Below are 18659 nucleotides of genomic sequence, written 5' to 3'. Positions count from 1 at the left end.
TGATTAGATGGAACGCTAGCAATAACAATCCAAAACGGCGGTGACTAGAGTGGTAGCGAAACAAACGATGAAAACATTGCAAATCTTCGGCGCCGAGCATGCCGACTTGATCGAAGTTCCGATCCCGGAGCCGGGCCCGGGCGAGCTGCTTGTACAGGTCAAAGAAGTAGCTACGTGCCCCCAGTGGGATCTGCACATTTATTACGGCAGGCCGATGTTCGCGCACGAGCAGGCCGTCGCCTTCCCTTATTCCCCGGGCCAGCCCGGTCACGAGATGGCGGGGATTGTCGCGGCGGCGGGTCCGGGCTGCACGCTGAAGGCGGGGCAGAAGGTGGCTGCGTGGCGGGATGCGGGCCATCATAGAGCGGGCTGCTACGCCCAGTATGTGGTCATGAAGGAGGAGCACTTGCTGCCGATCCCCGAGCATGTGCCGTTTCGCAAAGCGGTTTCGCTGGAGCTCGGCATGTGCGTGGCCGCAAGCGTCATGAAGCTGAAGCAGTTCGAAGGGATTCGCGGGCGCCGGTGCGGCGTGAACGGTCTCGGACCGGCGGGATTGATCGCCGTGCAGATGCTGCTGGCCGAAGGGGCGGCGGAAGTAATCGGACTCGATCCGAATCCGCAAAGAAGAGAGCTTGCGATTCAGCTCGGAGCGACATATTGCTGCGAGCCGGAATCGGAGGAGCTCGCGAAGCGGGGCAAGCCCGGGGCGCTCGACCTGGCGATCGATTGCGTCGGATATCCTCAGGCGGTGCGTAATATTATGGACCGCACGAATACGGCGGTGGCGTTATTTGCGGTACAGCGCGACGATTACACGCTGCGTCATCAAGGGTTAAGCGTCATCGGATATCCCGGCCATTTCCGGGAAGCGGCGGAGTATGCGCTTGCGCTGATCGTGAACGGCAAGCTCGATTTCGAGCCGCTGATCAGCTGCGAGCTGCCGCTTGCGGAGTACAGCCGGGGCGTGGAGATGCTGAGAAGGCAGGAAGCGGTCAAAATTTGCTTCATTCCGGGAGAGTGAACGGCTCGTCATCCCGAGTGATACGGAGGGCACAATGAAAGCTCATGCTGTAGTTTTCACGGATAAGGGGCAAGTCGAATACAAAGAGGTTGAAGTTCCGGAGCCGGGGGACAACGATGTCGTTGTCGATGTGGAATACTCCTGGATCAGCACCGGCACGGAATCGTCGTATTTGCGCGCGGAAAGAATCAAAGGCGAGGTGCCTTACAAGGAAGGGGATCCGTGGCCGTTCCCGATCGTGCCCGGCTATCAGAAGGTGGGCATCGTGAGGGCCGTCGGCGCGGCTGTTCGCGGCATCGAGGCAGGGGAGCGCGTATTTGCCGCTCTCGGCAAAGTGTCCGGGATGTTCGAGCCGATGGGCGGCCATGTCAGCCCGGCGATTACGCCTGCGCATCAAATATGGAAGCTGCCGGCGGATGCGCAGCCGCTCGATTACTGCGGACTGGTGCTCGCTCAGGTGGGGTACAACTGCGGCATACGGCCGGCCGTTGAAGCGGGAGACAGGGCCGTTGTGATCGGCGACGGGCTGGTCGGACAATGGGCGGCCCAGACGCTGCTCCACAGGGGGGCGCAAGTTGCCGTACTGGGCCGACATGACGGAAGGCTCGGCCATTTGCCGGAGCAAATCCGCGGCGCGAATACGCGTCGGACGGAACTCGCGGAGTTTCTGGGCAACTACGGTTCCATTGCCGTCGTGATCGATTCGGTGGGCGATATGGACGCTTTCCGCACAATACAGCCGTACATGAAGCGGGACAGCCATTTTGTTTCGGCCGGATTTCTCGGGGAGACGGGCTTGATCGATATTCAGACGCTGCGAGGGCAGGAAATAACGCTGCATACGCCTTCCGGCTGGACGGGCAAGCGGATGGAGGAGACGATTAAGGCCATTTCGGAAGGCTGGCTGCAAACGTCGCCTTTGATTAGCCATCATTTTCGGGTCGAGGACGCCGCCGAAGCGTGGCAAACCATTCAGCATAACAAGGCCGGCTGCCTCGGCGTCGTCTTAAGCTGGCGGTAAGCAGGTCAATAAACGAGCTCGCGAAACTGTTCGATCCGGTGAAAGGTGATAAGATTCCCGTCGTGCGGATTGGCCGCTCGTTCGTCGCCGGATCGGCTCAGTATAAGCAGATCCTCGCCATAAATAGCCATACTGGCATAGTGTCGGGCCGCATTCGGCATATTCGTCTTGGCGACAAGTCCGGCGAAGCACCAGTCCACGCAATTGGTCGAGAAATGCAGCTGCAGGCGACGGCGTTCATTGTTGGGGTTGCCGCTCCGCTCCGGCGGAAGTTTCTCGGCACGCGTCATGCTGTCCGTCGCTTGGGTGCTGAGCAGCCAGTACAATGCCGTTACGCGGTCATACAATAGATGAAACTTCATCTGTCCGCCCGGACAAGGTACGTATAGAAACGTTTTCCCCGACGGAGCTTGCTCGAGCATCGTCACGATGGTGCCGTCATCCTGCTCGACCGCTTTCGCGATCGCGGCAAATCCGTTGCCACCGGTAGCCGAACGCATCCATAGATGGAAGGTGCGGCCGCTCGGATCGTACAAGTAATGGCGGTCGTCGACGAACTGGACGACATTCGACTCGAGCCAGCCCCGGGGATACATTTCTTTCGGCCCGGGAATCGCCGGGTCCCGTTGAACAGCCGATGCGGGCGAATCCAGCCGTTTCTCCGGGAAGAACGGAACTCCGAACAAATCGCATTCCTTGCCGGACAACGCTTCCTGCATCGTCAGCTCGGATGCGAACGTCCACGATTCCCTACGGGTCAAATCGGCCGACAAGCTTCCTCTCAACAGGACCGGCGCCATTCTATGCGTGCGCAGCTCCTTCACCCCGGGATACGTAATCCGTTCCATCACCAAATAAACGTTTCCTTTGGCATAATGCACATTGCAAGGGGCCTGATGCCAAACCTGTCCCTCGGTCAACCGTACCGGTTCCCCCCAGCTTTCCCCTCCGTCGCCGGATCGCATAATCATCAAATCGTTGCAGTGTCCGATTACATATAAGTCATTGCCGGCAACGAAAGGTCTCGCATGCATGAACGGAAAATCGGTCTTATGGCTCCAAGTCAGCCCTCCGTCATCGGAAGCGAACACTTTGCCGAACCAAAGGCGGCCCCATTCGATGATTCGCTTAGGTCCCGGAATATTCCCGATCCCCGGTCCGCTTAAATCGAGCGTTGCGATGAACCGGCCGCCCGGCAGTACGGCTATGCCCGGACTATAAGCATAAATATGTTCGGGGTCCGGCGATTCGTATACTTTGACATAATCCGGTGCCAGCTCTTGGATCGTATGTTTTGGAGGCAATGGAATATCCCCAATCTTTATAAAATGCTTGTGACCACGCCCGTGATCCTCGCAAATCGCTCACGAACTCATAATTAACTTATTCATTGAGTTTATGTTAGCTTGCGGTGGAGCTTTTTGTCAACCGGCAAAAACGTTTTTCCTGGAGTCCGGCAAGGAGTATCGATTACGGAAGTCGCCTATTCGGCCGGTAGAGGGCTGCGGACGGGTTAGCCCGGATGCGGCTTTTGGTGCATAGCGGAACTGTATTCCTCTATGTCGAATTTTTTGCCGCATTTCTCGGTTTTAACGGAACTCTAGTGCGCTAAAACGTCCATTTTTTGCTTCGTTGACGGCAAAAAGGTTGAATAACGGAAGCAAGTTCCGTTACTTTGACAACATCCTGGTCTTAACGGTGGATAACGGAATCTAGTTCCGTTAGTTGTTTTAACGTTGACACGGGGAGGCAATTTTTTTCTTCACAAACCATTAAAAATTAAGATAATGAGTAGTATAATATCTTTATCGCCATAGCGAAGAGGAGAGAGCGGAATGCATTTTTTACTTCCTTATGTCCGGAAACATTGGAAGCTGTTTTGCGTGGCGGTGGCGTTCTTGACGGTGGAAGCGGCATGCGATCTGCTGCAGCCGACGATTATGGCCAAGATCATCGACGTCGGGATTGCCGGGAGCCGCTTGGATTACGTGCTGAGCATGGGAGGACTGATGCTGCTAATTACGGCGGTAGGCGCTCTGGGAGCCACTTCGCGGAACATTATCTCGAGCCGCGTGTCGCAAAAGTTCGGAACGGAGCTGAGAAGCGATCTGTTCCGCAAAATCCAGACGATGTCCTTCGCGAGCATCGACAAATATGAAAGGGCTTCCTTGGTGACCCGGCTGACGAACGACGTGACTCAGGTACAGAACTTCGTCAACGGCTTGATGCGCATTTTCGTGAAAGCGCCGCTGCTGTGCATCGGGAGCTTGATCATGGCCGCACGGCTCGACCTGCATCTGTCCGTCGTACTCGCCATCGTCGTGCCCGTCGTCGCCTTGCTCGTCGTGCTGAACATGAAGATCGGGTTTCCCCGCTTTATGTTCGTTCAGAAAGCGCTTGACCGGGTAAACGGCGTCATCCGCGAATATTTGTCGGGCGTGCGGGTCGTCAAGGCGTTCAACCGGTTCGATTACGAGACCGACAAGTTCAACAAGGCGAACGCGGAATATCGCGATCGGTCCGTTACGGTCATGCGGGCCATGTCCGTCTTCAATCCGGCTATTATGCTTACGGTTAACTTCGGCATCATAGCGGTCATCTGGATGGGCGGTATCCGGGTCGATAACGGCCAGATGCAGATCGGAAGCATTATCGCCTTCATCAACTATATGACGCAAATCTTGATGTCGCTCATGACGATCTCGATGGTCTTCAATATGTTCGTCAGAGCGAAGGCGTCTTCGGTTCGGATCGGCGAGGTGTTCGCGGAGCAGAATACGATGTCTTGGCGAGACGGGGTGTCCGCACCGGCTTCCGGGTTGAAGGGACGCATCGATTTCGAGAACGTTTCCTTCTCGTACGAAGGTCCGGAGGGCGAGCCCGCGATCAAGCAGATTACGTTCAGCTGTCTTCCGGGAGAAACCGTAGGCATTATCGGTTCTACCGGCTCGGGCAAGAGCAGTCTGGTCAGTCTCATCCCCCGGTTCTACGATGCCGATTCGGGCGTCGTCAAGGTGAACGGGGAAGATGTGAGAGACGTTGACCCGCAGCGGCTGAGGGAGACGATCGCCATCGTTCCGCAGAAGACGGTGCTGTTCACGGGAGCTATCGCCGATAACATCCGGTGGGGCAAAGACGACGCGACGGAGCAAGAGGTGGAGGAAGCGGCCAAGCTGGCGGAAGCGCACGAATTCATTTCCGCATATCCGGAAAAGTATGAGACGCGGCTCGGCCAGCGCGGGGTGAACTTGTCGGGCGGTCAGAAGCAGCGGCTGTCCATCGCGAGGGCGCTTATCCGCAAGCCGGACATTTTAATATTGGACGATTGCACAAGTGCGGTCGACGTCGCAACGGAAGCAAAGATCAAACAGTCTTTGAAAACATACGCCAAAGGACTTACGTGCCTCCTGATCGCCCAGCGGATCACGTCCGTCATGGACGCCGACAAAATCGTCGTGCTCGATCAGGGCGAGATCGTCGGAATCGGCACCCATGGGACGCTCATGCAGAGCTGCGGCGTTTACCGGGAAATTTATCAGTCTCAAATCGGAAGGGAGATGCAGGCCGATGTCAAAGCCGAATGAGCAGCGAAGCGGGCCTCAGGCCGGAGCGGGCGAAATGCCGCCAATGGTCGGTCCCGGCAGGCATCCGGGTGCGGGAGGGTTCGGGGCGCGCGGCAGAGGCCCCGTCGCCAAGCCGAAAAACTTCCGCAAAACGATGGCTAAGCTTTGGCGCTATTTGGGCAAAGAAAGGAAGCTGCTGGCGCTCATCTTCGCCTTCCTGCTGATTGATGCGGCGATTATGCTGACCGGGCCTTATTTGATCGGCGTCGCGATAGACGCGATGACCGGTTCGGGCGGCAAGGTCGATTTCCGTCTGCTCGAAGTGACGCTGTTCGCGCTGACGGCGGCGTACATTTCGGACGGCGTGCTTACTTTCATGCAAGGATGGCTGATGGCGGGCGTATCGCAAAGGGTCGTCATGAACTTGCGCCGCACGATGTTCGATAAGCTGCAGAAGCTCCCGCTCTCGTTCTTCGACGCCCGCCCGCACGGCGAGGTGATGAGCCGGATGTCGAACGACATCGACAACGTCAGCACGACGATATCCCAATCGACGGTACAATTGATGTCCGGCATGATCGCAATCGTCGGCTCACTGACGATGATGCTCGTATTAAGCCCGGTGCTGACGCTGGCGAGCTTGATTACCGTGCCACTCGTCTATCTTCTTGCCCGTACGATTACGAAGAAGACGAGCGTCATGTTCAAGGAGCAGCAGGCGCAGCTGGGCCAGCTGAACGGCCATATCGAAGAAACGATATCCGGCATTCAAGTCGTCAAAGCGTTCAACCGCGAGGAGAAATCGATCGAAGAGTTCGACACCGTGAACGCGAGACTGTACGAGATCGGACTTAAGGCGCAAATATGGTCCGGCTTCATGATGCCGCTGCTGAGCGTCATCAGTAATATCGGATTCGCCGCCGTAGCGATCGTCGGCGGGATATTGGCCGTCAAAGGAAGCATTACGGTCGGCGTCATCGCGAGCTTCATCAGCTATTCGAGGCAGTTCGTCCGGCCGCTGAACGAGCTGGCGAACATATACAACGTGCTGCAGTCCGGGGTGGCCGGAGCGGAGCGCGCGTTCGAAGTTCTCGAGGAGGAAGAGGAGCCGGAAGACTCCCCGAACGCCGTCGTTCTGGACAATCCGCGGGGACATGTCGTGTTCGACCGAGTCAGCTTCGGCTACAGGCCCGACGTCCCCATTCTGAAGAAAGTCGGCTTCGAATCGCCTCAAGGAAGCTCTACCGCTCTTGTCGGTCCGACGGGAGCGGGCAAGACGACCGTAGTCAATCTGGTTACCCGATTCTATGACGTAACGGACGGGGCCATCTATTTGGACGGAAGAGATATACGCGATTATACGAGGGACAGCTTGAGAAGATGCTTCGGGATCGTATTGCAGGATACGTATTTGTTCTCGGGCACGATCCGGGATAATATCAAGTACGGCAAGCCCGACGCGACCGACGAGGAAATGCGGAAAGCCGCGGCCATGGCCAACGCCGACGCATTCATCCAGCGTCTTCCGGGCCGTTACGATACGGAGCTGACGGAGAACGGGGGCAACCTGAGCCAAGGGCAGCGGCAATTGCTCGCCATCGCGCGGGTCATTCTCGCCAATCCGGCGATTCTGATTCTGGACGAAGCGACGAGCAGCATCGATACCCGGACCGAGCTGCATATCCAGGATGCGCTGCTCCAGCTCATGAAAGGCCGCACCAGCTTCATTATCGCGCACAGGCTGAACACGATCCGCGACGCGGATACGATCATGGTCGTCGACCGCGGCGCGATCGTGGAGAAAGGAAGCCACGAAGCGCTGATCGCGAAGAGAGGGACGTATTACCGGATGTTCGACAACCAGTTCAAAAATATCGAGGGCGCTACTTCCTGAACGTCCAGCCGAATACTTTGACGTGCACAAGCAGCTTCGTCATCCAGTGGGATACGATATAAAGCACAATGAAGACGAGGACGAGCGGCTTGAAAACGATCCACGCGATTACCCATACGAGCAGCAGCTGCCAAGGCTTCCACCTTTTCATCAGCTTGGCGGGATACAGGAAGAAGCGGTAGAACGCATAGCTTTTCTGCAGCGCCTCCAAATACTCGCCACGGATCTGACTATTGTCGGGAGCGAGCCGGATCGCGCTTTTCAAATACTCGGTTTGGGCGGCGTAGTCATCTCTGCGGCCAGCCGCCCAGGCGAGGTACAAGTAGACGTGGGGGGATTCCGCTTCAAGGCGGAGCGCCTCGTGCCCGAGCGCCTTGGAGGCGCCGTAATTTTTCAAAAGCGCTTCGATGTACCCGAGCATCGCCAAGTAAAGCGCGTTCTCCGGCTGCAGTTCCAGCGCACTCCCGATATGGGCCTTCGCTTCCGCGAACCGGCCTTTTTTGTTGCTCAAATTGGCTTGAAGAAATAAATAGTGCGATTCGTACGGATCGATCCGCATCGCTTCCCGCAGCGCTTCGTCCAGCTCCTTGTCATTGTCCGTCTCGTAGTAAACGGATACGCGGACGAACCAGGCGACCTGGTTCTCGGGATCGCGCCTGAGCGCTTCTCCGCTCCAATGCAGCGCTTTATCGTGCCGTCCCGTCTTCAGATGGATATCACCGGCAAGCGCGTACGCATCCGCGTCCTCGGGATTTTCCCGGATGAGGGCTCCGGCTTCCTCCAGTGCGGCGTCATACCGTTTCCACTCCATCAATTGATACGCTTTGCGGAATCGGGTCGCGTAAAGGTTCGCTTCGGTCATCGCTTTACTTCATCCCATTCGCTTTCATATAGTCCAGCACGTGCTTATAGTCCTGATTTGCATCGCTGAAGGTAGCATAGTTTTTGGCGGTGGCGAACCATTCCAACGTCGTCGGTTTTCTCCCTTTGGTTGCCCGGTTTAGATCGTCCCGGGTAATCGGCTCGATACGTCCGCTATTCATCGACCGCTCCAACGCCGACTCTATCGCATCCTTGACGACTTGCTCCAAGTCCGCCCCGGAGAAATGCTTCGTTTCCTTGGCCGCTTTAGCCAAGTCCAGCGGTCCGGCCGGCTTGCCCGCCAGCTTCAGGTTCAGGATCGTCTCGCGCTCGGGCTCCTCGGGAGGCGGTACAAATACGAGGTGGTTGAATCTGCCGGGTCTGCGCAGCGCCGGGTCTAGATACCACGGTGTGTTGGTAGCGCCGATGACGAACACGTTGTCGTTGGCCGTCCGGAGACCGTCCAGCTCGAGCAGCAGCTGGTTGACGAGCATCCGGTCGTGATGCTGCCTCATCTGATGGCGGTTGCCGCCCATAGCGTCCAATTCGTCGATGAAAATGACGCACGGCTTGTTCTCCCGCGCCTTCTCGAAGAAATCGTGCAGATTGTGCTCGCTTTGCCCGACGTACATCGACAAAATCGCCTGCAGCTCGATGTGCATGAAATGGGCGTCGATCTCTCCCGCGACGGTCCGGGCCAGAAACGTTTTGCCGCAACCCGGCGGGCCGTACAGCAGCAGGCTTCCTCCGGCTTCCTTCCCGTAGGCGGCGAACAGCTCCGGCTGCTTCAGGGGGAGAATGAAGTTCATCCGTATTTTTTTCTTGACCTCTTCCAGTCCGCCGACATCGGCGAATGTTTCTTTCGGCTTTTCCGCTTCAACGAGCTTATTCTCGTTCTCGTCGAATCTCAGCAGCTTCAGCTTCTTGCGGCGGTGCTCCGACAAATCGTCACGGTAATCCGTCATGTTCATTCCCCTTTGCCTGCCTCGATCCGGATAAAATCATAGGCGCGTCGTTCTCTTCATGATACCAAGGCCCGGGCGTTATGGAAAGCATGATCCGCGCGGGATCGCATTTAGGCAACGATTGGCAAGAGAAGGAAGGATTTGTGCTATAATAAGGGTTGGCAACCTTGACATGACGGCTGTAGGAAGGGAGTATGCGAACGATGATCGAACTGATGTACGTTGACAAAAGCTACAATAACAAAACGAAAGCGGTCGACAATATGTCGCTGACCGTCCAAGGGGGAGAAATATTCGGCTTCCTCGGGCCGAACGGAGCGGGCAAAACGACGACGATCAAGATGATTACCGGCATTACGAAGCCCGACAAAGGCACGATCCGCATCAATGGTAAAAATATCGCCGAATCCCCGATCGAGGCCAAGAAGCAGTTCGGCTACGTCCCGGACAGCCCGGACTTGTTCCTTCGTCTGAAAGGATTGGAATATTTGAACTTCATGGCGGATATGTACGAAGTGCCGAAGGAAATCCGCAAACCGCGGATCGAAGCGCTGGCAGGCCGGTTCGATTTGTCCCATGCGCTGTCCGATCCGATTCAGAGCTATTCGCACGGGATGAGGCAGAAGATCGTCATTATGGGCGTACTCATTCACGACCCGGCGGTATGGATATTGGACGAGCCGCTGACCGGACTGGATCCGAAATCGTCCTACACGCTGAAGGAAATGATGCGCGAGCATGCGGACAGCGGCAAGACGGTCTTCTTCTCCACGCACGTGCTCGAAGTGGCCGAGAAGCTGTGCGACCGGGTGGCGATCATCAACAAAGGGGAAATCCTTTTCTGCGGGACGTTCAAAGATATGCAGGAGCGGTTCCAGTCCGACCAGTCTCTCGAGAAATTGTTCTTGGAGCTGACCGGCGATGAATAAGACGCTCGCGCTGACGCGTATTTTACTCGTGAACGGCACGGGACAGATGTCGAAGCCGGGCAAGAAGCGGTTTCTCCTCCCCGCGCTGCTTCTGGTCGCCTTGCTGCCGCTCGCGTCCGCCATCGGCAACATGGTCGCGATCTTTTACGACGCGCTTCAGTCGATCGGACAAGGCGGGGCCGTTCTCGGACTCGGACTTGCACTGGCCAGTCTGGTCGTGTTCATGTTCGGTATTTTTTATGTGATCACGGTGTTTTATTTTGCCCAGGATGTGGAGCATTTGCTGCCGCTCCCTTTGAAGCCCGGTCAAATCGTAACGGCCAAATTTCTGACCGTCCTGCTGTACGAATATTTGACGCTGCTTATTTTTCTAGTCCCGCTGATCGTCGTATTCGGCATCAAGGACGGCGCCGGAGTGCTCTATTATTTGTACGCGATCGTCGTCTTCTTGGCTCTGCCCGTCGTTCCGCTCGTCTTGGCGTCGGTCATCGCGATGGCGATCATGAGCTTCGCAGGCGTAGCCCGCAACAAAGACCGATTCCGGATGCTCGGCGGCGTAGCGGCGGTGCTGGCATCGTTCGGATTGAACATGTTCATCCAGCGTTCGATCAATAAAGCGATGAAGCCCGAGCAGATGCAGGACATGCTGCTTGGCGGCAACAATTCGTTAATCGAATTCGCCACCCGGTCTTTTCCGAGCGTCAAGCTTGCGGCAAACGCCCTGTTGAGGGAATCCCAGCTCGCCGGAGCGGCATGGCTCGTCTTGTTCGTCGGCTTGACGGCGCTATTCTATATCGTGTTCGTTGCGCTGGCCCAGCGGTTTTACTTCCGAGGCGTAATGGGTATTTCCGAAACGGCGGCTCGCCGAATCCGGCTCAGCGGATCCCAGCTCGACCGGCAGACATCGCAGCAGTCTGCGCGGAAGGCGCTGTTGTTAAAGGAGCTGCGCATTCTGATGCGGACGCCCCCGTTTTTTCTCAACTGCGTGCTGATGTCGTTTCTGTGGCCGGTGCTGCTGCTTATCCCCGTGCTCACGCAGCCGGATTTCAAAGAAATGCTCGGCTCGGCCCAGACGTTGTTCGAAACGTTCGAATCGTCGGCGCTTGTACCGGCGATCGGGCTCGCCTTGCTGTTGTTCGTTTCCGGTGCGAATGCGACGGCTTCCACTTCGATTTCGCGGGAGGGAGCGGGATTTTTCGTCTCGAAATATATGCCTGTCTCCTACGGCAGCATGATTGCCGCCAAGGTCGCGGCCGGATGGCTCATTACGATGATCGGAGCGCTCCTCCTACTCGTTGTCGCATTCTTCATGCTACAGCTGCCTCTCCTGTTCATACTGGCCATGCTCGTCATTGCGATCGCGGCCACCTTGTTTACGTGCCTGACCGGCATCATGATCGATCTGTGGCTGCCGAAGCTGGTGTGGGACAACGAGCAGAAGGCGGTTAAACAAAATATGAACGGCTTGTTCAATCTGCTGCTCAGCATCGCCGCTGCCGCCGCTTTGTTCATACTGGTCAATTGGCTCGGACTCGGTCTGTGGGCCGCGGCTGCATTGCTGCTTGTACTGATGGTTGCCGCGGATGTCGTACTCATTCGTCTGTTGAAGGCGAAGGGGGAAGCGTGGTTCGGGAGGATCGAGGCTTGATCGAATAATACCGGCACATTTGCTCCGATACGGCCGCAAGATAGACTCTAGTAATAGTTGATTGACTGTGACTCTATCAATCGGACTTCAATATACTGTATCATCCATGCGTTCGGGGGTGATTACAATGTTCGATCTGATCAAGGGTATTCTGGGCGGTATGGGCGGTACGCGGCACAAGAAAGTTCGTCTGGAGAAAGTATTCAAAGGACTCGCCGGCGTTCTCCTCAAAAAAATGAAATAATGGGCAATACCTGGAGCAAAAACAGCAACCTCGCCGGCCAAATGCCGGCGGGGATTTTTTAACGATAAAGAAAGTTTAACTTCGCTAAAGCGTTAAAGCGAAGTGAGAGTTTCTGAACCAAGAAAAACTTCCGGTGTTCGGGGTCCCCGAAAAGTACCCGGTGTAATCTTCGAAGGGATAGCGTCACTTTTTGGGGTGAGAGTAGCGGTCGCTCATCCTTGAAGTACGTCGATAGACGTTTTCTTATTGATTCGGAAAATTTAACTTCGCTATAGTGTTAAAGCGAAGTGCGGGTTTCTGAACCAAGAATAAGCAACCGCTAAAACACGAATGCACATCATCGAAAGGCTTCGATCAGAAGCTTTTCTTATATCGCAAAAAAACATAACTATTTCGCGAAAAATTATGTAGTTATCACGGCATGATTCTATCATAGTAAAGGGAGAAGATACCGGGTGGAGCCCGGCTGACGCAAAACAAGAAGGAGAGAGCCTGATGAGTGTCCGGGAAGAGAAGCGCGATATTGTTATTGTTGGAGCGGGGGTAGGCGGCATATGCGCGGCTCTCGCGTCTGCGCGGCTGCGCAGAAGCGTGCTGCTGATCGAGGGGATGAAGGAAATCGGCGGAACGGGCGTTCATTCGGCGGTTTCGCTCATTTGCTCGTTCCGGGATCATAACGGCCGGACCATCAACAACGGCATCCATCGCGAGCTGTTTCCGCAAGCCTACGGGAACGGTAAAGGAATTTTCGATACGGAGGAAACCGTTCCCACATACGACGAGAAGGAATTGAAGGAACGATATTTGTCGCTGCTGCGGGCTGAACCGCTAATAACGGTATGGACGGATCATCGTGTTACCGGCGTAATGACCGATGGAGAGTCCATCGTCCGAATTACAGTCGAGTCGGGCGGCGGAGAGCCGGTTTCCGTTAGCGGAGGCGTATATCTCGACGCTACGGCGGACGGCAACCTGAGTGCGATGGCCGGAGCTTCTTTCCAGATCGGACGGGAGGAGGACGGCAAGCTGCAATCCGCGACCGTCACCTTCAAAATGACCGGATTCGATCCGTCCAAGCTGCTGAATCCGCGGATCGCGACATGGGGCGGCATTCGCTCCTTGAGACAGGAGCTGACGGTGCATTTCAAGCAGATGAAGGAGGAGGGCGGAACGCGCAACCCGCGGCCGAGCGTTCTATGCTTTCCTTATCCGGACGGCCGCGGCATTTTGTTCAACTCCACGGCCGTAACCAATGTCGATCCGACAAGCCCGGAATCGGTCGCGAACGGCATGAAGGAAGGGACGGAGCAGGCGTTTCAGCTGATTGAAGCGGTCAAGCGCCACCCTGCTTTTGCCCGATCGTCCGTCGAGTTTATCGCTCCCAAGCTGGGGGTTCGCGAAGGAAGGCGGATTGTGGGCGATTATGTGCTGACGGCAGAAGACTGCCTCGGCGCACGCAAGTTCGAGGATATGGTAGCCGCCTGCGCGTACAGTCTGGATATCCACGATCCGCTCGGCGGAGGGGCCACACTGGTGAAAATCGGGGCGCCGGGCTATTATCACATTCCGTACCGGTCGCTGATCGCCAAAGGGCTGAAAAATTTGCTGCTCAGTTCCCGCTGTATAAGCGGCACGCATGAAGCGCACAGCTCTTACCGGGTCATGTCCGGCGTCAGCGCGATCGGCGAGGCGGCGGGAACGGCTGCGGCGTTGGCGGTGTGGGCGAAGGCGGACGATGTTAGGCATGTACCGGCATCCCGCATCCGCTACGTGCTGCAAGCGGGCGGGCAATTCGTTGAAGGGGATGTGGAGAGGGTGACGTTGCGGTAACGTAAAAAGGAGACGCCGACCGGCATCGCGCGCGGTCGGCGCTTTATTTTTCTCGCTACAGCTTGTTCTCGCCGATCGTATGGAACAACTCGACCTGCTCCCCGTCGGGTCCTTTGAAGAAAGAAAGCCGAATCGAGTAATCGCCCATCTGTGCGGTTTTGGGCTCGACGGTCACTTCCCGTCCCGCCGCCCGCACGCGTTCGGTCACTTCGTCGACGTTGTCGCACCGCAGTGCGATATGGATAAATGCGCCTTCCGGCTTCGGACCTTCGCGCCCTCCGGCAAACACCTCCAAATAATTGCCGTCGCCCGTATCGAGCAGCGCTCCCCGGCCGTCTCCCTCTCCCCAGCTCGTCCGCTCGCGGAATCCGAGCACCTCGGTGTAGAACCGGATCGTCGCGTCGAAATCGAACACGCGAATCGCAACGTGATGAAACCCGCCGCCTCCGCCGATTGCCTCATTGCTTCCCATCTTGCACGCTCCCTTGTCCAGGATTGCCTGTCCCCACAAGTATAGCCGCTAACGCGGCAATGCTCAATCGGCAACGTATGATTTTCCATTTCGCGAAAACGTGCTATTATAGCTTACATGCAGTCTATTGGAGAAGAGGAGTGTTTTTTTGTCCAGCGCGAAACCGCCCTTCGGCCGATTCAGTCCAGGCGTCGTATCGTTCGTCGTCGGCGCTGCCGGAGTCGTTTTTACCCTTTTATTTCTGGTCGCCGTAATCGCCGAAGGTCAGGGAGTATGGAGCAGTAACGGTTATGTTGCAATCCTCTTATATAGTGTCGCATTTGCCATTTATGTCGTAACACTAGTACTTGCCATACGGACAATTAGATCGGCAGCCGAAGGCAGAGGCTTTGCCGTAGCCGCGATTGCTTTGATCAGCGTCCCATTCGCCGTAATGCTCGTACTGCTCGTTTCATTCTTCAGTTATTTGATCAAAATGAATGTAGCGTGACAATAAGAGATGTTTGGGGCTTTTATTTGAAGCGAATGGCTCACGAACGTGCTATTTGCCGCAAATTAACAGTCTCCAGCATCTCTTATTTCGTCTCAACCGTCATTTTGTGAGAAATAAGAGTCTTTATCATTTGCTATTTAGTTACGCAAAAGAGCCTGCCTCGACAGCGAATGCCGGGCAGGTTGGCGAGACGTTTCTATTACCAGCCGAGATCGAGCCCCTTGCCGGTCTCCACGTACGATTTGATGTTGCTCAGTATGATCGGCCAGCTTTGCTCCGTATTGGCGCGGGAAGGATGATTGTCCGGCCACTGATCGTTGACCAGCGTAAACTTCGTGCATGCCCCGACCGGCTCGAGCGTCATCGTAATTCGGGTCTCCAGCTCGGCGTGATGTTCGGAATAGGACGGGCCCGGATGCTCGGTTACGCTCAGCAAGCGGTTCGGCTCGAATGCGAGCACGTTGCCGTATACGTGGACGGTTTCGTCGCCGTCGTTACCTGGACCTACATATTCGAGGGTCGAACCGATTTCGAACGTAGAGCGGATGACGCAGCCGAAAAAGATCGCTTTCGTGCCTTCGGGAGACAGCAGCGCCTGCCACACTTCCTCGGGCTTGGCTCCGATATAAATAACATAGCTGAGTTCGTTCATTCCACAATGCCTCCTGACGTCGGAATATCGCTTGCAAGCTCGAAGTCGGCTTGCTACGCTTAAGTATAGGACAAACTGTCCCGGACGTATTGTAAAAACGCGACATGGCGGATAGCCGGATCAAGGGTCATCACCGGATCGCCCCATTGCGGGGGCGGATCCGTTCGGAGGAGGGTCAGGTCAATGACTGCATCTGTAGAGGTTAGCGGCAAAGGCATATTGAATATACAGGAAAGCAGGCAGAAGTTTTCGCTTACCCGGTATTCCCCTTCGCAGGATCTCGACTGGTTCATCCAATGGTTCTGGATCGTGAAATGGGATTTGCGCGGACAAGCCCCTTATGAACAAGTCGTGCTGTCGCATCCCAACGTCAACATGGTTTTCGAGCAACGCAACACGCGAATATACGGGATAACGAGAACGAGCGACATCCGCATAGTCAAGGATGAAGGAAAGGTGCTCGGCATCAAGTTCAGACCCGGCGGATTTTATCCTTTCTGGAAACGGGACATTTCCGGGCTGACCGGACGTTCCGTCAGCTTCCGGGAAGCGTTCGGCACGGATGTCCGGCCGCTGGAAGCGGATATTCTCGCCCAAGACAACGAACGGGACATGGTGTTATTGGCGGAACGGTTTTTTCGCGGGAGGCTCCCGGTCAAGGATGACAACGTCGAGTATGTGCATGGAATCGTAACGACCATCTCAGGAGATAGGGATATAACGAAGGTGGACGATCTCGTCCGCCGGTTCGGAATCAACAAACGAACCCTGCAGCGGCTGTTCAGCCGTTATGTCGGCATCAGCCCGAAGTGGGTCATCCAGCGCTATCGTCTTCACGATGCGGCCGAGCAGCTGGAGCGCGGCGAAATCACGGACTGGCCGAAGCTGTCGCTCGATTTGGGCTATTACGACCAGGCGCACTTCATTAAAGATTTCAAAGCGATCGTCGGCAGATCGCCGGAGGAATACGTCAAGGGAACGAAGCTTGAATGACTTGGCGGCGGCGGTTTCATACGGAAAAAGGCCGGACCCGAGTTGAGGTCCGGCTTTTTTTCGCTGTCCGGTACATGTTACCGGCTCGCGGCCGCGCGGCAAAACGATTCCAGCGCTTCCTCGACGATCGAGCGCGGACAGGCGAGATTGATGCGGAGCCAGCCTTCGCCCTCGTCGCCGAATGTGGAGCCTTCGTTGAACACGACTTTTGCCTTGCGGTACATCAGATCCTTCAAGCCGGGCACATCGAGGCCGAGTCCGCGGCAATCGATCCAGAGCAAGTACGTTCCTTCCGGCCGGACCGGCTTCACCTCCGGCAAATGCTCGGCCAAATAATCGATCGCGTAATCGATATTGCCGGACACATAGGCGAGCATCGCGTCCAGCCAAGCGTCGCCTTCCCGGTAAGCGGCTTCCACCGCGTCTTGGGCGAAATGCTGCGCCATATGCAGGCTGAGCGCTTTAATCCGGTTCTCGAACTTGCGCTTCAGCGCCGGATTCGATATGACCGTATACGACGTGTGCAGTCCCGGCAGGTTGAACGTTTTCGTTGCCGCGAGGCAGCTGATCGTAATGTCGGCCAGCTCCGGAGAGAGCGAGGCGAACGGGATGTGCTTATGTCCGGGCAGCGCAAGGTCGCAGTGGATTTCGTCGGAAACGACCGTGACGCCGTAGGTCAGGCACAGCTCGCCGAGCCGGAGCAAATCCGCGCGGTCCCATACCCGCCCTCCGGGGTTGTGCGGACTGCACAGCAGCAGCAGCTTGGCCCCGTTCCGAAACAGCGATTCGAGCTGCTCATAATCCATTTGAAGTTTCCCGTCGCGCAGCAGCAGCGGATTTTTGACTACGTTTCTGCCGTTGCTCCGGATGACATCGTAGAAGGGGTAATACACCGGCGATTGCAGCACGACGTCGCTACCGGGCTCGCTGAACTGCTCGACCGCGATACTGAGCGAGGTGACGACGCTCGGCGTGTCCGTAATCCATTGCGGCTCTATCGTCCAGCCGTGTCTTCTTTGGAACCATTGGACGATCGATTCCAAATAGCTGTCCGTGCGGATCGCATAGCCGTATATGCCGAGCGCCGCTCTTTTCTCCAGCACCTCGCGAACGGCCGGAGGACTCGGGAAATCCATGTCGGCAACCCACAGCGGCAGAACGTCGGGATCCCCGTACAGCTTCCCGTTCTGATCCCATTTGTAGGAACGCGTATTGCGGCGGTCGATGCGGCGGTCGAAATCGAATGTCACGTAAATCCCTCCATAGAAGTAGTAGTTTGTCGGATCGGCTGTTAAAGGCCATACAGCCGGAAGAGTGCTAGAGGAGCCGTTATGCTTCGGCCGTTCTGTACGTGCCGATATGCTCGGCCCAAGCTTGTTCGATCGTGTCGGGATCGCCTTGCCGGATCGCCAGCAGCAGCTTGTCGTGTTCCCTCCACAAGTCGTTCAAATCCTCGTACGCTTTGCCCTGAATCATGAAATGGAGATGGATCCGGTTGTAGATCGAAGTCCAGGTGCTGAGCAGCCCCGGCATGTCCGCTAGCCCGAGCACATACTCGTGGAAGGCGAGATCGGCTTCTACGATCTTGTCCAAATTGTTCTGCTCCGCGCCGTCCTTCATGTCGAGTACGAAGGAAGCGAGCCGTTCGAGCTCGCGTTCGCCGATGTTCGGCAGCGCTTTGCGGATCGCATAATTCTCGATAATGAGACGGATCGGGTTCAGGACGTCTCGAACTTCCTCGCCGGATATTTCCGCGACCGTCGTTTCTTTGTATGGAAGCGATACGAGCAGCCCTTCCTGCTCGAGCATGCGGATCGCTTCGCGGACGGGCCCGCGGCTTACGCCCATCTGCTTCGATATTTCCACCTCGCGCAGACGGTCTCCGGGATTTAATTTGCCTTGAAAAATCGCCCTGCGTATATCTTCGGTAATTTTATGACGCAGCGACGTCGCTTTTTGTTCGTCGAAACGGAATTGAGACATGGATCGGCACTTCCTTAGCTTATAGGTTCACATTCCTTCATAGTAAGGGAAAAAAAGACGATTGTAAACATTAGGACATCAATTCGGGGT

16 protein-coding genes are annotated in these 18659 nt (G+C 56.2%); 9 read left to right on the top strand and 7 right to left on the bottom strand.

The window, feature by feature from the left end:
• The first annotated feature begins 49 nt into the window (after nt 1-49).
• Both FE783_RS14840 and FE783_RS14835 read left to right on the top strand, forming a co-directional pair.
• The gene (locus FE783_RS14840) at nt 50-1021 is read left to right on the top strand and encodes a zinc-dependent alcohol dehydrogenase (RefSeq protein ID WP_138880163.1); all 972 of its coding nucleotides are present in this window, start codon (nt 50-52) and stop codon (nt 1019-1021) included.
• A 34-nt stretch (nt 1022-1055) separates the two neighbouring features.
• Nucleotides 1056-2042: a zinc-dependent alcohol dehydrogenase gene (locus tag FE783_RS14835; protein WP_138880162.1), complete on the top strand. Its 987-nt coding sequence runs from the start codon at nt 1056-1058 to the stop codon at nt 2040-2042.
• Nucleotides 2043-2047: 5 nt separating this feature from the next.
• Here FE783_RS14835 and FE783_RS14830 read toward each other — a convergent pair whose 3' ends face one another.
• On the bottom strand, nt 2048-3346 hold the full coding sequence (locus tag FE783_RS14830; protein ID WP_138880161.1) for a sialidase family protein: 1299 nt from the start codon (nt 3344-3346) through the stop codon (nt 2048-2050).
• A 531-nt stretch (nt 3347-3877) separates the two neighbouring features.
• On the opposite strand from FE783_RS14830, the gene FE783_RS14825 reads away from it, so the two are divergent.
• Complete coding sequence (locus tag FE783_RS14825; protein WP_138880160.1) at nt 3878-5626, top strand: ABC transporter ATP-binding protein; 1749 nt, start codon at nt 3878-3880, stop codon at nt 5624-5626.
• Between the two features lie 34 nt (nt 5627-5660).
• Nucleotides 5661-7499, top strand: coding sequence for an ABC transporter ATP-binding protein (locus FE783_RS14820; protein WP_138880374.1), 1839 nt, complete (start codon nt 5661-5663; stop codon nt 7497-7499).
• Here the strand turns inward: FE783_RS14820 and FE783_RS14815 are convergent.
• Nucleotides 7489-8361, bottom strand: a complete 873-nt coding sequence (locus FE783_RS14815) for a tetratricopeptide repeat protein (RefSeq protein WP_138880159.1) — start codon at nt 8359-8361, stop codon at nt 7489-7491. The two genes, FE783_RS14820 and FE783_RS14815, sit on opposite strands and share 11 nt — an antisense overlap.
• 4 nt (nt 8362-8365) lie before the next feature.
• Complete coding sequence (locus FE783_RS14810; protein WP_138880158.1) at nt 8366-9325, bottom strand: ATP-binding protein; 960 nt, start codon at nt 9323-9325, stop codon at nt 8366-8368.
• 203 nt (nt 9326-9528) lie between these two features.
• On the opposite strand from FE783_RS14810, the gene FE783_RS14805 reads away from it, so the two are divergent.
• The 3 genes from FE783_RS14805 (at nt 9529) to FE783_RS14795 (ending at nt 13976) form a co-directional block, all read left to right on the top strand.
• The gene (locus tag FE783_RS14805; RefSeq protein ID WP_138880157.1) at nt 9529-10254 is read left to right on the top strand and encodes an ABC transporter ATP-binding protein; all 726 of its coding nucleotides are present in this window, start codon (nt 9529-9531) and stop codon (nt 10252-10254) included.
• Complete coding sequence (locus FE783_RS14800; RefSeq protein ID WP_138880156.1) at nt 10247-11902, top strand: putative ABC transporter permease subunit; 1656 nt, start codon at nt 10247-10249, stop codon at nt 11900-11902. Before FE783_RS14805 ends, FE783_RS14800 begins: the two co-directional genes overlap by 8 nt.
• Before the next feature lie 739 nt (nt 11903-12641).
• Nucleotides 12642-13976, top strand: coding sequence for an FAD-dependent oxidoreductase (locus FE783_RS14795; RefSeq protein WP_138880155.1), 1335 nt, complete (start codon nt 12642-12644; stop codon nt 13974-13976).
• Between the two features lie 55 nt (nt 13977-14031).
• On the opposite strand, the gene FE783_RS14790 is transcribed toward FE783_RS14795, so the two are convergent.
• Nucleotides 14032-14448, bottom strand: a complete 417-nt coding sequence (locus FE783_RS14790) for a VOC family protein (RefSeq protein ID WP_138880154.1) — start codon at nt 14446-14448, stop codon at nt 14032-14034.
• Between the two features lie 148 nt (nt 14449-14596).
• On the opposite strand from FE783_RS14790, the gene FE783_RS14785 reads away from it, so the two are divergent.
• A complete protein-coding gene (locus tag FE783_RS14785) occupies nt 14597-14938 on the top strand; it encodes a hypothetical protein (protein WP_138880153.1) in 342 nt (113 codons plus the stop codon).
• 202 nt (nt 14939-15140) lie between these two features.
• Here the strand turns inward: FE783_RS14785 and FE783_RS14780 are convergent, their stop codons facing one another.
• Entirely contained in the window at nt 15141-15593 is a 453-nt protein-coding gene (locus FE783_RS14780) for an SRPBCC family protein (RefSeq protein WP_138880152.1), read from the bottom strand.
• A 183-nt stretch (nt 15594-15776) separates the two neighbouring features.
• Between FE783_RS14780 and FE783_RS14775 the strand changes: the two genes are divergently transcribed.
• Nucleotides 15777-16586 (top strand): helix-turn-helix domain-containing protein, encoded by an 810-nt coding sequence (locus tag FE783_RS14775; protein WP_138880151.1) that lies wholly within the window; start codon nt 15777-15779, stop codon nt 16584-16586.
• A gap of 77 nt (nt 16587-16663) precedes the next feature.
• On the opposite strand, the gene FE783_RS14770 is transcribed toward FE783_RS14775, so the two are convergent.
• Nucleotides 16664-17836 (bottom strand): MalY/PatB family protein, encoded by a 1173-nt coding sequence (locus FE783_RS14770; RefSeq protein ID WP_138880150.1) that lies wholly within the window; start codon nt 17834-17836, stop codon nt 16664-16666.
• A gap of 79 nt (nt 17837-17915) precedes the next feature.
• Complete coding sequence (locus tag FE783_RS14765) at nt 17916-18569, bottom strand: GntR family transcriptional regulator (RefSeq protein ID WP_138880149.1); 654 nt, start codon at nt 18567-18569, stop codon at nt 17916-17918.
• Nucleotides 18570-18659: the final 90 nt, after the last annotated feature.

The organism is Paenibacillus mesophilus (assembly GCF_005938385.1).
Taxonomy (GTDB): domain Bacteria; phylum Bacillota; class Bacilli; order Paenibacillales; family NBRC-103111; genus Paenibacillus_AB; species Paenibacillus_AB mesophilus.
This window is presented reverse-complemented; position numbering and strand designations above follow the sequence as displayed.